We start from the raw sequence: 13,532 nt of genomic DNA on the forward strand, positions 1-13,532 counted from the left end.
ATCGACATCGCCGTCTACGTCACTGCTTTCGCGTAGGTGCGATGACGTCTTCCCCTCATCCCGCGATAGGTTTGCGACGAAGCTCCAGTATTCGGTTGGCCTGGATCGCTTCGCCTGCAACCTTTCGCGTTCAATGTCCCGCCATCTCAGCCACGTAGTCCGCGATGGCCAGCGATGATGTCAGCCCCGGTGACTCGATGCCGAACAGGTTGATAAGGCCCGGCACGCCATGGGTCTGGGCACCCTGGATCATGAAATCCTGCACCGCGACTGCGGGCGGCACGATCTTCGGCCGCATTCCGGAGTAGCTTGGCATCAATGCGCCGTCCGGCAGACTTGGCCAGTAGCGCCTGATAGCCGGATAGAACCTCTCTCCGCGTGCCGGATCGACCGTGTAGTCGATGTGATCCACCCACTCAACGTCAGGGCCGAAACGCGCCTGGCCGGCCAGATCGAGCGTGAGATGCACGCCGAGGCCGCCCGGTTCCGGCACGGGATAGATCAGCCGCGAGAACGGTGCTTTCGCATTGCAGCTGAAGTAGCAGCCCTTTGCCAGATAAGCGGGCGGTATGAGGTCGAGCGGCATGCCGTCGAGCAAGCGGGCGATCGCGGTTGCGGACAGGCCTGCGGAATTGATCAGCATGTCGCAGGCTAGTGTCATCGGAGCTTCGCCGCCGACATCCAGTTCGAAACCGTCGGCGGTGACCCGGCCACGTTCCAGGGGAGCGAGGAATGCGAAGGCCGCGCCCGCGGCTTCCGCTTCACCGCGCAGCGACAACATGTAGCTGTGGCTGTCGACGATTCCGGTGGAGGGCGACAACAGCGCGGCTTCGCAAGCCAGTGCCGGCTCCAGCGCCCGTGCATCTGTCCCGGATAATTGCTCGAGATCAGCAACGCCATTGGCTTCGGCATGCGCTTTGATCGACGCCAGTTTGGAGATCTCCTCCGGCCGTGTGGCGACGATCAGTTTCCCGGAGTTGCGATGTGGGATGCCGCGATCCCGGCAATAATCATAGAGCGCCTGTTTTCCAGCGACGCAGAGCCGTGCCATCAGGCTTCCGGCCGGATAATAGATGCCGGCATGGATGACCTCGCTGTTGCGCGACGAGGTCACAGTACCGATCGCGTCCGCAGCCTCCAGCACGATGACCTCGCGTCCCGCTTCCGCCAGTCGCCGGGCGATCGCAAGACCCACGACGCCGGCGCCCACTACCACGCATTCAACCTTGTCCATGTCGCGTCCGATAGTTTGCTACGCCGGTCAGCTGCGGTTCGACCTTGCGCATGTGGCGCATTAGTAAAACATTAAGCATCACAGCTAATTACCACCAAATTTCGCCGCATTCTGCAGGTGCGACGATACGCATTTACCTGATCCACATACCTGTAACCAAACACTCACGCTGCGAATACGCGGGTGTGTAATGACTGGCAAGATCGGGCGATCAGACAGCAAGGCGGCAGTGTCCGTCATCGCAGTCGCGTGCCTTCTCGGCAGCATTGCCGGAGCCCACGCAGAATCCCCGGCGGTTCATTATATCAGTGAACTCGACCCGCAAATGATCTGGCAGATCCTCATCGGTGGATTTGTCGCGCTGGCATTTCTCGCCGCCATTGTGCTGTGGGTCGCCTCGGCGCTGCGCAATGTGCGTCGCGAGCAGCATCGTCGCAATGCGTTTGTCGGTTCTGCCCTCAATCATCTCGGCCAAGGCATCGTGATGCTCGACGACCAGAAGCGGGTCGTGTTTTGCAACGATCGCTATCTTGAGATCTACGACCTGACGCGCGCCGACATCACCAAGGATATTACCGGTCCAGAATTGCGTGAGTTACGCCGCCAGCGTGGCAAGCTCGATCTGGCCACCCAGAGCTTCTACGAGCAGACTGTTTCCGCCGGCGAGTACATTGCCGAAATGCCCGGCGGGCAATCCGTTCACGTCAAGTTCAGCCGGCTTCCCAATGGCGGCGCCATTGGGATTCATGAGGACTGCACCGAGCAGCGTTTCCTGCAGCGCGAGCTTGCGACCACCAAGCAATTCCTCGAATCTGTCCTTGATCACGTCCCGATCTGCGTCGCGGCCAAGACCATTGACGATGGCCGCTATATCTTCGCCAACCGGGCTTTCGAGACCTTCTCTCGGCTCTCGCGCGATAAGATCGTCGGCAAGCGACCGGATCAGATATTCTCCGCACAGTCTGCGAAAGCGATTGCCGAAGCCGATGCCCTGGCAGTGGAAACGCGCAGTCAGTGTCGCAGCGAGTTCAATGTGGAGATTGGTTCAGACCTCCGCACGCTGGATAGCAATCGCGTGATTGCCTTTAACGAACGCAATGAGCCGGCATTTCTGATTGCGCTGTTCGAGGATGTGACCGACCGCAAGTCGCTGTCCAAGGAACTGGAGAACGCCAAGAAATTCCTTGAGACCGTGCTCGACAACATTCCTGTGTCGCTGATGGTGCAGCAGATCAGCACCGGTCGTTATCTGTTCGCCAACCGCGGCGCAGAGGTCATTTTGGGTCGGAAGCGCGAAGACGCTATCGGTCTGACGGTTCCCGAAATGCTTCGCCCGGAAGAAGCGAAGCTGATCGTCAGCCGGGATCAGGCCGCGATCAGGGGCCGAACACCGATTGCGGAAGAGCATCCGATCAGCACGCGCGACGGATTGCGGCTGTTCCTGACCCGGCGGGTCACCGTGCTCGACGAAGCAGGCGAGCCGCAATATCTGATCAAGACCCACGAAGATGTCACCGACCGCCGCCAGACCGAGGCGCGGATGGCGCATATGGCCTATCACGACGGCCTGACCGATCTGCCGAACCGCCCGGCCTTTTTGCAGGCCCTGTCGCAGATGATCGATGCCTGCGGCGAGACTTCCGAGGAATTCGCGGTGCTGTCGATCGATCTCGACGGCCTGAAGGAGGTCAACGATGTCTTCGGTCACGCCATCGGTGACAAGCTGCTGATCGAAGTGTCGCGTCGTGTCGATGCAGCCGTGGGCGGCGGAGTTGTGGCGCGGCTCGGCGGTGACGAGTTCGGCGTGATCATCGACGGCGCGCAGCCCGCGGCCGGGCTGTTGATCGCAGAGCGGATCTCCGCGGCCCTTGCGGAGGAATTCCCGATCGAGGGCAAATCGGTGCGTACAGGCGTCACCACGGGCATCTCGCTGTTCCCGCGCGACGGCCATGACCCGGCCGCGTTGCTGGCGAATTCCGGCGCGGCGCTGTTCCGTGCCAAGTCGCAGTCGCGCGGTTCGATCAGCATCTTCGAGCCGCAAATGGACCAGCAACTGCGCGATCGCCGCGTGCTGCATCAGGACCTCTCGGCCGCGATCCGCAATGGCGAATTGTCGCTGCACTACCAGCCCCAGGCTCGCGCTGGCCAGACCGTCGTCGATGCCGACATTACGGGCTTCGAGGCACTGGCGCGGTGGATTCATCCGACGCGCGGTTTCGTGCCGCCCGGAGACTTCATTCCGCTGGCCGAAGAAAGTGGCCTGATCGTCGAGATGGGCGAGTGGATCCTGCGCCAGGCCTGCCTTGAGGCTGCCTCGTGGCCGGTGCCGCTGCAGATCGCGGTCAATCTGTCGCCCGCGCAGTTCATGCATGGTGATCTCGTCGGCCTCGTGCATTCAATCCTGCTCGAAACCGGCCTGCAGCCCGGTCGCCTTGAGCTGGAAATCACCGAGGGTGTGCTGATCGAGGATTTCGATCGCGGCGTCGCATTGCTGCGGCGGTTGAAGGCGCTCGGCGTGCGCATCTCGATGGACGACTTCGGCTCCGGCTATTCGTCGCTGACCTATCTGCAGGCATTCCCGTTCGACAAGATCAAGATTGACCGCGCTTTCGTGATCAATCTGGGGCTCAATCCGCAGTCCGCTGCCATCGTGCGCGCGGTCATCGGGCTGGGCCATGGCCTCGACGTCGCGATCGTTGCGGAAGGCGTCGAGACCCACGAGCAACTCTGCTTCCTCGCCAGCGAAGGCTGCGACGGCGTACAAGGCTACTTCATCGGGCGTCCTGCCCCGATTGCGCAATATGCTGCGCTGGTCGGACGGATTGCCGCCGCTGCGCCCGCCGCGCGCATGGTCGGTTGAGCGACAGGCCGTTGCGAAGTGCTGATGCTGTTGAGCCCGCGGCGTTCCGCGGCTAGCTTGCGGTTATGACGAATCTCACTGCGACAGTCGCGGATCCGGCGGCCAGCGATGCGCCGGTCATCGCCTATCCCACGCCCTTGCTGCGGATCGACGGTGTCACCAAAAAATTCGGCGCGCATAGCGCAGTGGACAATCTCTCTTTGGACATCAAGGCCGGTGAATTCTTCGCGCTGCTCGGCCCGAGCGGTTGTGGCAAGACCACGTTACTGCGCATGCTGGCAGGTTTCGAAGCGCCGGACACGGGCAAGATCGAGTTGAACGGCGAGGATATCGCCGCGGTCTTGCCGCATCAGCGGCCCGTCAACATGATGTTCCAAAACTACGCGCTGTTTCCGCATCTCAACGTGCGCGACAATATCGGTTTCGGTCTCAAGAGCGCTAGCCTGACGCGTCTCGGCATCGATACGCGGGTTGCCGAAATGGTGGCGCTGGTCAAGCTCCAGGGACTGGAGAAACGCCGACCGGATCAATTATCGGGCGGCCAGAAACAACGCGTGGCGCTCGCCCGGGCGCTGGCGCGGCATCCGCAATTGTTGCTGCTCGATGAGCCGCTGGCAGCTCTCGACAAGAAACTGCGCGAGGAAACCCAGGTCGAATTGATGGCGCTGCAGCGCCAGCTCGGCACCACCTTCGTGATCGTCACCCACGATCAGGAGGAGGCGATGACCATGGCCGACCGTATCGGCGTCATGAATGACGGTCGCCTGCAACAGGTCGCGACACCGCGACAGCTTTATGAGGCGCCTGCATCGCGCTGGGTCGCGGAGTTCGTCGGCGACATCAACATCATCGAGGGCGGGATCACGCATCGTGACAGTCATCGCCTGACCATTGCAGGCCGCGATGTAGGAACCCTGTTTGCGATTGAGCCGCGACAGCCCGTCGGCGATGCGGTCATCTGTGTTGCGATCCGCCCGGAGAAGATCCGGTTGTCGCGTCGCGGGCCGGCGACGGACCTCGTCAATAGCGGCGCCATGAATAGCCTTGAGGGTGTCATTTCCGACGTCGGCTATCTCGGCGGTCGCTCGCTCTACAAAGTGAAGCTCGACCGCGGAGCCACATTGCGGGTCGCTCTCGCCAATACCGCGCGGCTCGATGTTGATGCCTATTCGATCGGCGAGCGCGTTGCGGCATGGTTCGCCCCCGATGATTGCGTGGTGCTGGTTCAATGAGCGCGCGTCGCATCTTCACGGCGCCGGCGCGGCTGGCTGCCATCCCGCCCTATGTCTGGATGGTGCTGTTCTTTCTGGTGCCGTTCGGTTTCGTGCTGAAGATCAGCCTGTCGCAGACGGCGATTGCGCAGCCGCCTTATCTGCCGGTGTTCAGTCTGTCCGAAGGAATCGCCGGGCTAAAGGCGTCGTTTATCGCGCTGTCGCTGGATAATTTCCGGCTGCTCGTTTCCGACAATCTCTATCTTGCGTCCTATCTGCGCAGTGTCCTCGTCGCCGTCGTGTCGACCCTGATCTTGCTCGCGGTCGGTTATCCCATCGCCTATGGCATGGCGCGTTTGCCGCGACGCTGGCAGGGCATTGCGATGATGCTGGTGATCGTGCCGTTCTGGACCTCGTTCCTGATCCGCATCTATGCCTGGATCAACATCCTGCAGCATGACGGCTTGCTCAATAAGGTCCTTCTTGCGCTGCACGTCGTATCGACGCCAATCGTGTGGCTCTCCACCGACAGTGCGATGTATCTCGGCATCGTCTATTCCTATCTGCCTTTCATGATCCTGCCGCTCTATGCCACGCTGGCGAAGCAGGACCCGTCGCTGATCGAGGCCGCCGCCGATCTCGGCGTCTCGCGCATCGACGCCTTCTGGCTGGTGACGGTTCCCTTGTCGCTGCGTGGCGTCGGCGCCGGTGCACTGCTCTGCTTCATTCCGATCATGGGCGAATTTGTCATTCCCGATCTGCTTGCCGGATCGAATTCGCTGATGATCGGCCAGACGCTGTGGCTCGAATTCTTCACCAACAAGGATTGGCCGGTCGCCTCTGCCACCGCCATCGTGTTGCTCGGGCTGCTGTTGATCCCGTTATTGGTCTATGACCGGCTGCAGCGCCGGCAGCTGGAGGCGCGCTGATGGCCGTGCATCCGCTCCGCCTGTCGCGCTTTAACGTCACGTCGCTGGTGCTTGGTCTGGCGTTTCTCTATCTGCCGATCGTCATTCTGGTCATCTATTCGTTCAACGCGTCTCGCCTCGTGACCGTGTGGGGCGGCTGGTCGACGCGCTGGTACACCGAATTTTTCAACGACCGCGCGATGCTGGACGCTGCCTGGATGAGTCTCCGTGTGGGTGTCGTGTCAGCAACACTGGCAACGCTGCTCGGCACTTTGGCCGCGATAGCGTTGACGCGTGGCGCGGGATTTCGCGGCCGGATGCTGATGTCCGGGATGCTCTATGCGCCGCTGGTGATGCCCGAAGTGATTACCGGCCTGTCGCTGCTGCTGCTGTTCGTGGCGCTGGATGCCGAGCGCGGCTTTGTCACGGTGACCATCGCCCACACCACACTGACCATGTGCTTCGTCGCTGTCGTGGTACAGTCGCGTCTCGCCGGGATCGATCGCAGCCTCGAGGAAGCGGCGATGGATCTCGGCCGCGATCCGCTCCGCGCATTTATAGCCGTCACGTTGCCGCTGATCTGGCCGGCCATTGCAGCGGGCTGGATGCTGGCCTTCACACTGTCGCTGGACGACCTCGTCATCGCTAGTTTTACGACCGGGCCGGGTTCGGCGACGCTACCGATCCGGATCTATTCGGAAGTGCGTCTCGGCGTGAAGCCGGAGATCAACGCGATCTGCACGCTGATCGTCGGTTTCATCGCCGTCGTTATCGTGCTGGCATCGCTAGTGTCGAAACTGTCGAGCGCCCGCGGCGAAAGCGCCGCGCCGTTGTAGGGCAAAAAATTAGTTCGCCTTTGGTGCTGCATCCGCAGGTGCTGCCGCCGCAGGTGCATCGGCGGGCTTATCCGGCTCTGCTATCGGCGCCTGCTTCGGCACGCCCGTAAAGCGCTCGATCACCGAGCGTACAGCGTCGCGGGTCTTGCGATCCTTTACCGCATCCAGCAAAGGCGCCGCGCCCGGCGACCGGCGGATCAGGCTTTCCGGATCTGGGAAGATCAGCGGATCGTCCCACGGGCCTTGGATCACAAAAGGCAACTCGAAGCCGCCGGTGCCGTTGGTTGCCGGATTGAGACTGGCAATGCCCTTGAAATCATATTCACGCGCCGGCACCGACGCGGTACCGGTCAGCGTCAGTTTCGCAGCGGGACCATCGATCCGGATATCCTGTGCGGTGGCGATACCGTCGTTGAATTTCACGGACATGTTGAGCGTGTTGAACGGCGTCGAACCCGAGCGGAAATTGCCGGCGCCGGACAGCGGACGTCGCTCCAACCGCTTCAGCAACTGTTCGACGTTGAAGCCACTGATGGCGCCGTCATGACCGGTCAACGTCGCGGTGCCGTCGAGTGATTGTGCGAGGCCGAAAGGCGATGAGCCCGAGGCCTCCAGCATCATGCTGAGATTGCCGCGGCCGGTGAGCTTGTTGACGCCGAACAGATCGCTGGCACAGGCCTGCAGATCGACATCGCTGAACTGGAACTGGGCCTTCACATCGGCCACGGCATCGGAATGGGCAACATTGAACGAACCACGGACGATGCCGCCATACATCTGCGCTTCACCCACCGACAGCGCCAGTGTGCCGCCGCGCAGGTTGGCGCCGAGCGCGGTGCGGCCGAGCACTGAGGAGCCAACTGTGACCTTGGCGGCCGACAGGCGCATGTCGAGATCCGTGGTGGACAGCGCGTTCAGATCGAACAACTGCCGGTTCCAGTCACGGGCGCCGGAGGCCAGCAGCCGCACGGTAGACACATAGGGCGTGAAGTCGAGTGCGCCGGCAGCCAGGGTGGCCTGCAGCGTCTGACGGCCGGTGTTGCTGTAGGTCATGACGCCTTCGGCGCTGTTGCCGTCGAGCTCGACATTGACATTGGTCAGCGCGATCGACGGACCGACCAGGCTGGCGCGCGCCTTCAGGGCAAAGCGGCCGAAACCGCCGGAGCCGGGCGGTGCCTGACCGACCCAGCGCAGCGCATTGCGCAGCGACAGGCTGTCAGCAGTCAACGTGCCTTCCATGACCAGACTGGCCTTGTTGGCGACGGTGCCGTCGAATGCCAGCTTGATCGGCGCACCAGCGATGCGGGCCTTTACACCGGAGCGCTCGCCGGACAGTGCGGCAATGAAGTCGCTGACGCTGAGGCTGCCGTCGATGCGTTCGCCGCGCCAGTCGAACTGGCCGGTTGCAGCGAACGAGCGCGAGATCGATGGCCAGGCCAGTGACAGGTCGATGTCGCCGAGACGCTCGGTGTTGTGCGGGTCCTGATAGTGCAGCACGCCGTCCTGGATGCGGATCTCGGAGAAGGATAGTGGCTGTTCAGCGCCCGGCCTCATGGTGCGGGCGATGGACTCGATGAATGGAGTCCAGTTGCTTTCGCCGGAGGCCTCGCGGATCACGCGGATACGTGGCCGCAGCATCATCATGTCGGCGATCTCGAAACGCTGAAGCAGCAGCGGCAACAGCCGGAGATTGGCCGTCAGCACATCGACCGTCAAAGCGGGATCGATCGACCCGCCGCCTTTCAGACCGACATCGTGAAACGAGACATAGCTGCCTGGAAAGACCGAGACATCCACCGCGCCGTTGACGACGAAATCCAGCCCGGTCACGGCGCGGATCTGGGCCTCCACGGCATGACGCAGCGTATCGCGGTTAAGCAACCACGACATGGCAAACAGCCCGATCACTGCAACACCCAGGAGCGCCGCAATCGGCATCCCCAGGCGTCTTATTCCTTGGGCACTCGTCAATGAACTATCCGGGTTGGTTGGTGGTCACACATAGCGGGGCGGCATCCACGTGCGCCCACGTCCAAGGTCCTCAATTTGAAGGGTTTTCTTGACGCTTTCAAGGCCATAGCGGGGGTGATGGGGTCGCAGTCCCCCGCGATTGACCTGTCGCGGAGTTTCCGCCTAATAATCCACGACATAGCCGCCCGCGCCCGCTGGGTTCTCAGCGCATTCCTGCATCAGGTCGATTCCCATGAACAAGGTCTACCCCGACGCCAAATCGGCACTCGACGGCATTCTCAAGGACGGCATGATGATCATGTCCGGCGGCTTCGGCCTCTGCGGCATTGCCGAGGACCTGTCGGACGCTTTGCGCGATTCCGGGGTCAAGGACCTCACCGTGGTGTCCAATAACGCTGGCGTTGACGGCATCGGCCTGTCGCGCCTGCTGGAAACCCGCCAGATCAAGAAGATGATCTCGTCCTATGTCGGCGAGAACAAGCTGTTCGCCCAGCAGTATCTGGCCGGCGAACTGGAACTCGAATTCTCCCCGCAGGGCACGCTGGCCGAGCGTATCCGTGCCGGCGGCGCCGGCATTCCTGGCTTTTACACCAAGACCGGCGTCGGCACGCTGATCTCGGAAGGCAAGCCGACCATGGAATTCAATGGCGAGACCTACATGCTCGAGCGTGGTCTATTCGCCGACATTGCCATCGTGCACGCCTGGAAGGGCGATACCGCCGGCAACCTCGTCTATCGCAAGACCGCCCGAAACTTTAACCCGATGATGGCGACCGCCGCCAAGATCACCATTGCCGAAGTCGAGCATCTGGTGCCGGCCGGCGAGATCGACCCGGATCACATTCACACCCCCGGCATTTTTGTGAAGCGCATTGTCGAGGTCGGTACCGGCAAGAAGCGGATCGAAAAAGTCACCTCGCGTCAGCGTCCCGCGTAACCGCCAAAAGCAAAAACAGGAGAGAACGATGGCTTGGACCCGTGATCAAATGGCAGCGCGCGCGGCTAAAGAACTGCGCGACGGATATTACGTCAATCTCGGCATCGGTATTCCGACGCTGGTGTCGAACTACATTCCCGAAGGTGTCGACGTTCAGCTGCAGAGCGAGAACGGCATGCTCGGCATGGGTCCTTTCCCCTATGAGGGCGACGAAGATCCGGACCTCATCAATGCCGGCAAGCAGACCGTCACCGAACTGCCGGAGACCAGCTATTTCTCGTCGGCGGATTCGTTCGGCATGGTCCGTGGCGGCCATATCGATCTGTCGATCCTCGGCGCCATGCAGGTCGCCCAGAATGGCGATCTCGCCAACTGGATGATCCCAGGCAAGATGGTGAAGGGAATGGGCGGCGCGATGGACCTCGTCGCCGGCGTCAAGCGCGTCGTCGTGGTGATGGAGCACTCCGCCAAGGATGGCGCCAAGCTGCTGAAGAGCTGCAACCTGCCGCTCACCGGTGAGCGCGTCGTCGACATGGTCGTGACCGATCTGGCAGTGTTCACCATCGACAAGCACGGCAACGATGGCATGGCCCTGATCGAACTCGCCGATGGCGTGACGCTCGATGAGGTGAAGGCCAATACCGAAGCTGAATTCCGGGTCGCGCTGACTAATACCTGAACGATTGCGTGCTCTGAACGTTGACATGATGCCCGGCCTCGTGCCGGGCATTCGTGTTAGTATCTGCCTTTTCATCTCTTTAGCTGAGCATGATCATTCGGAAAACCGGTTGCCACTTTTCCGGGTCATGCTCTAGGAAGCCGACATGCGCGCCAGTCTCGAAGACCGTTTCTTCCTGCTTCTGATAGTCGTGGTCACGTTGGCCTTCGGCTGGATCATGAGCTCGTTCTACAGCGCGATCCTGTGGGGCGTCGTCATCGCGATCATGTTCGCGCCGATGCATCGGCGGCTGGAGCGCCGGATGCCCAAGCATCCAAACTCGGCCGCCTTGCTCACCGTGGGATTGATCGTGCTGATCGTGATCTTGCCACTGACATTGGTTGGCGCATCACTGGCGCAGGAAGCGGCCGTCGTCGTCGGCAAGATGAAATCGGGCCAATTCAATCTCGGCACGTTTCTGCAGCAGATACTCGATGCCGTCCCGCAATGGGCGAAGGGACTGCTGGATCGTTTCGGCGTCGCCAATCTCGGCGGCATGCAGGACAAGCTGACTGAGGGCCTCGTCAAAGGCAGTCAGTACTTTGCATCGCAGGCGCTGAACATCGGTCAGAGCACGTTCGACTTCATCATCAATCTCGGCATCATGCTCTATCTGCTGTTCTTCCTGTTCAAGGACGGCGAAGCGTTGTCGCAGCGTGTGAAGAATGCCATTCCGCTGCGGCCGGAGCTGCGTGACGATCTGATGGAGAAGTTCACGGTGGTGATCCGCGCCACGGTGAAGGGCGGCATTCTGGTGGCGCTGGCACAGGGCGCGCTTGGCGGGCTGATCTTCTGGATCCTTGGCATCAATGCCGCGTTGCTGTGGGCGGTGCTGATGGCGTTCCTGTCGCTGTTGCCCGCGGTGGGGGCTGGCCTCGTCTGGATGCCGGTCGCGCTCTATCTGCTGGCGACGGGCTCGGTCGTTCAGGGCGTGATCCTGATCGCCTATGGATTTCTCGTCATCGGTCTGGTCGACAACATCCTGCGCCCGATGCTGGTCGGCAAGGACACCAAGCTGCCGGATTATCTGGTGCTGATCGCGACGCTCGGGGGCATCGATGCGCTGGGCCTCAATGGCTTTGTCGTCGGTCCGGTGATTGCTGCAATGTTTGTTGCGGGCTGGGCGATCTTTGCGGAGTCACGCAAAAGCGGTCAGGTCCCGATCGCGTAAGCGCGTTACACCGGCCCCTGAGGCACATCTGCAAAACGTGTCAGCCAGACCACGGGACCGATGCTCGCAGCGACGATGAGGAGTGCGGCCAGGGCGCCTTCTTCAAAGCTGCCACGGCTCGCATATTGATAGATCGAAGTCGCCAGCGTTTCGACATTGAGCGGTCGCAGTAACAGCGTTGCTGGCAATTCCTTCAGGCAATCCACGAAGACGACGATGACGGCGCCGAACAATGCCGGACGCAATAGCGGCAGTTGAATCACGCGCAGCGTGGTGATTGCCGGTGCGCCGGCGGCGCGGGCGCTGTCGTCGTAATCGACGGGGATGTGCTCGAAGCCGGCCTTGATGAAACCGGTCGGCACCGCCAGGAACCGGATCACATAGGCGATCACCACGGCGGCGCCGGAGCCGACCATGACAAGCCCGGGCGAAGCGAGACTGAGCCATCCGGCAAGCTTGCTGAATCCATTGTCGATGAACAGCACCGGCGTCAGCAGACCCAGCGCCAGCACCGTTCCGGGCAGCGCATAGCCGGTCTGAGCGACAGCGACCGACAGGTTGGTCAGCCGCGAAGCACGCCAGCGCTGAGCGACGATCACCACAAGCCCGAGAAGCAGCGCGGCTCCCGTGGCAATGGCGGCCAGTGCAATCGTGTGGCCGGCATCGCGCCAAACCGTCGTTTCCATCGACAGCAGACCGCGACGCAGGCTTTCACGCAGCAGATAGAGCAAGGGCACGGCGAAGCCGAGCAGGGCAGGAAGGAGACAGGCGGTGAAAGCAAGCCATCCGTATGCACCCGTCAAAGGCGTGCGCGGTGCCAGTCGCGGATTCTCCGAAGAGAATTCCACACTGCCTTCGCGGCGGCCGAAGCGCTCGATGGCGATCAGCACGCCGACGATGGCGAGCATGAACAATGACAGCTGCGCAGCACCTGCAAGGCTGCCGCGGTTGAGCCAGGTCGTGAAAACCGAGACGGTGAGCGTGCGAATGCCCAGATATTCACTGGCGCCGATGTCATTCAGCGTTTCCAGCGATACCAGCGCGAGGCCCACAGCGAGGGCGGGGCGCGCCATCGGTAGCGAGACACGGCGGAACGTCGTCCAGCGGCCCGCACCGAGTATCTTCGCAGCTTCAGCAAAATCGGCGCTGCGATGCTGGAACATCGCGCGGGCAGAGAGATAGACGTAAGGATACAACACGATGCCGATCACGAAGATGCCGCCGGGCAACGAACGCAGGCTCGGCAGCCACCCGATCGCGCCGGGCAACGACATTGCCGTTGCCAATGCGCGATGGACGAGGCCCAGTGGCTCGAACAGGTCCACATAGACGTAAGCGGCGAGATAGGTCGGAATCGCCAGCGGCAGCGGCAAGAGCCAGAGCATGAGCGTGCGGCCGGGGAAATCGTGCGCCGAGACCAGCCATGCGGTGCCGGCACCGACTGTGAGCGTAACGATACCGACGCCGATCAGGAGGGCTGCGGTGTCGCGCAGCGCTTGCGGTAATACATAGGCAATCAGATGCTGCCAAAGCTCAGGCTCCGGCTGCAGCGCGAGTAATGCGATGCTGATCACGGGCGCAGCCACAAGGAGCGCGGTGGCAACTGCGACGAGAATCGCGAGCGCTTCGGTGCGGGAAGGCCTCACGGGCGTGTATGCTCACGTGGGCACTCTCCGCATGTCATCC

General features: G+C 61.9%; 10 protein-coding genes. 7 read left to right on the top strand and 3 right to left on the bottom strand.

The window, feature by feature from the left end:
- Nucleotides 1-130: 130 nt before the first annotated feature.
- Nucleotides 131-1,234, bottom strand: coding sequence for an NAD(P)/FAD-dependent oxidoreductase (locus AB7951_RS02680; RefSeq protein WP_439061948.1), 1,104 nt, complete (start codon nucleotides 1,232-1,234; stop codon nucleotides 131-133).
- 190 nt (nucleotides 1,235-1,424) lie between these two features.
- On the opposite strand from AB7951_RS02680, the gene AB7951_RS02685 reads away from it, so the two are divergent.
- The 4 genes from AB7951_RS02685 (at nucleotide 1,425) to AB7951_RS02700 (ending at nucleotide 7,049) form a co-directional block, all read left to right on the top strand.
- Nucleotides 1,425-4,094, top strand: coding sequence for a sensor domain-containing protein (locus tag AB7951_RS02685; protein ID WP_120287129.1), 2,670 nt, complete (start codon nucleotides 1,425-1,427; stop codon nucleotides 4,092-4,094).
- Between the two features lie 65 nt (nucleotides 4,095-4,159).
- Entirely contained in the window at nucleotides 4,160-5,326 is a 1,167-nt protein-coding gene (locus AB7951_RS02690; protein WP_439061947.1) for an ABC transporter ATP-binding protein, read from the top strand.
- On the top strand, nucleotides 5,323-6,234 hold the full coding sequence (locus tag AB7951_RS02695; RefSeq protein ID WP_439061946.1) for an ABC transporter permease: 912 nt from the start codon (nucleotides 5,323-5,325) through the stop codon (nucleotides 6,232-6,234). Before AB7951_RS02690 ends, AB7951_RS02695 begins: the two co-directional genes overlap by 4 nt.
- On the top strand, nucleotides 6,234-7,049 hold the full coding sequence (locus tag AB7951_RS02700; protein ID WP_439061945.1) for an ABC transporter permease: 816 nt from the start codon (nucleotides 6,234-6,236) through the stop codon (nucleotides 7,047-7,049). The genes AB7951_RS02695 and AB7951_RS02700 overlap by 1 nt, the downstream gene beginning before the upstream one ends.
- A gap of 9 nt (nucleotides 7,050-7,058) precedes the next feature.
- On the opposite strand, the gene AB7951_RS02705 is transcribed toward AB7951_RS02700, so the two are convergent.
- Nucleotides 7,059-8,987, bottom strand: a complete 1,929-nt coding sequence (locus AB7951_RS02705; RefSeq protein ID WP_184512007.1) for an AsmA family protein — start codon at nucleotides 8,985-8,987, stop codon at nucleotides 7,059-7,061.
- A 265-nt stretch (nucleotides 8,988-9,252) separates the two neighbouring features.
- Here AB7951_RS02705 and AB7951_RS02710 point away from each other — a divergent pair, with 265 nt between their 5' ends.
- From AB7951_RS02710 to AB7951_RS02720, 3 genes are all read left to right on the top strand, one after another.
- A complete protein-coding gene (locus AB7951_RS02710) occupies nucleotides 9,253-9,957 on the top strand; it encodes a CoA transferase subunit A (RefSeq protein ID WP_068728766.1) in 705 nt (234 codons plus the stop codon).
- A 28-nt stretch (nucleotides 9,958-9,985) separates the two neighbouring features.
- Nucleotides 9,986-10,636, top strand: a complete 651-nt coding sequence (locus tag AB7951_RS02715; protein WP_068728764.1) for a 3-oxoacid CoA-transferase subunit B — start codon at nucleotides 9,986-9,988, stop codon at nucleotides 10,634-10,636.
- Between the two features lie 145 nt (nucleotides 10,637-10,781).
- On the top strand, nucleotides 10,782-11,846 hold the full coding sequence (locus AB7951_RS02720; protein ID WP_120287124.1) for an AI-2E family transporter: 1,065 nt from the start codon (nucleotides 10,782-10,784) through the stop codon (nucleotides 11,844-11,846).
- Nucleotides 11,847-11,851: 5 nt separating this feature from the next.
- Here the strand turns inward: AB7951_RS02720 and AB7951_RS02725 are convergent, their stop codons facing one another.
- Entirely contained in the window at nucleotides 11,852-13,492 is a 1,641-nt protein-coding gene (locus tag AB7951_RS02725) for an ABC transporter permease (protein ID WP_120287123.1), read from the bottom strand.
- Between the last annotated feature and the right edge of the window lie 40 nt (nucleotides 13,493-13,532).

It is taken from the genome of Tardiphaga sp. 285_C5_N1_2 (assembly GCF_052076065.1).
Classification (GTDB): domain Bacteria; phylum Pseudomonadota; class Alphaproteobacteria; order Rhizobiales; family Xanthobacteraceae; genus Tardiphaga; species Tardiphaga robiniae.